This window comes from Streptomyces sp. SID12501, from assembly GCF_010550245.1.
Taxonomy (GTDB): Bacteria; Actinomycetota; Actinomycetes; order Streptomycetales; family Streptomycetaceae; genus Streptomyces.
Genome location: NZ_JAAGLU010000761.1, coordinates 1 through 425, shown reverse-complemented (window position 1 = coordinate 425; position 425 = coordinate 1). Strand labels below are relative to the sequence as shown.

The 425-nt window shown below is 72.5% G+C and carries 1 protein-coding gene; it reads left to right on the top strand.

Features of this window, described 5'->3' with window-relative positions:
* A partial coding sequence (locus tag G3I71_RS48335; RefSeq protein ID WP_164325335.1) for an ATP-binding cassette domain-containing protein occupies positions 1–425 on the top strand: 425 nt, incomplete at both ends.

Here is a 425-nt window from a genome sequence, read left to right as displayed (position 1 = left end):
GGCCAACGACGCGATCGAACTCGTGGTCGAGCCGGGGCAGATCCACTGCCTGCTCGGCGAGAACGGCGCCGGCAAGTCGACCCTCATGAACGTGCTGTACGGCCTGCTGCGCGCCGACGCCGGCCAGATCCTGCTCGACGGCGCGCCGCAGCGCTTCGACGGACCGGGCGACGCGATGCGCGCCGGCATCGGCATGGTTCACCAGCACTTCATGCTCGTGCCGGTCCTCACGGTCGCCGAGAACGTCGTCCTCGGCGACGAGGACGTGCGCGGCCCCGGCTGGCTCGACATGCGCACCGCGCGGCGGCGGGTGCGGGAGATCTCGGAGCGGTTCGGCTTCGACCTCGACCCCGACGCGCTCGTCGGCGACCTGCCCGTCGGCGTGCAGCAGCGCGTCGAGATCGTCAAGGCGCTGGCCCGCGACG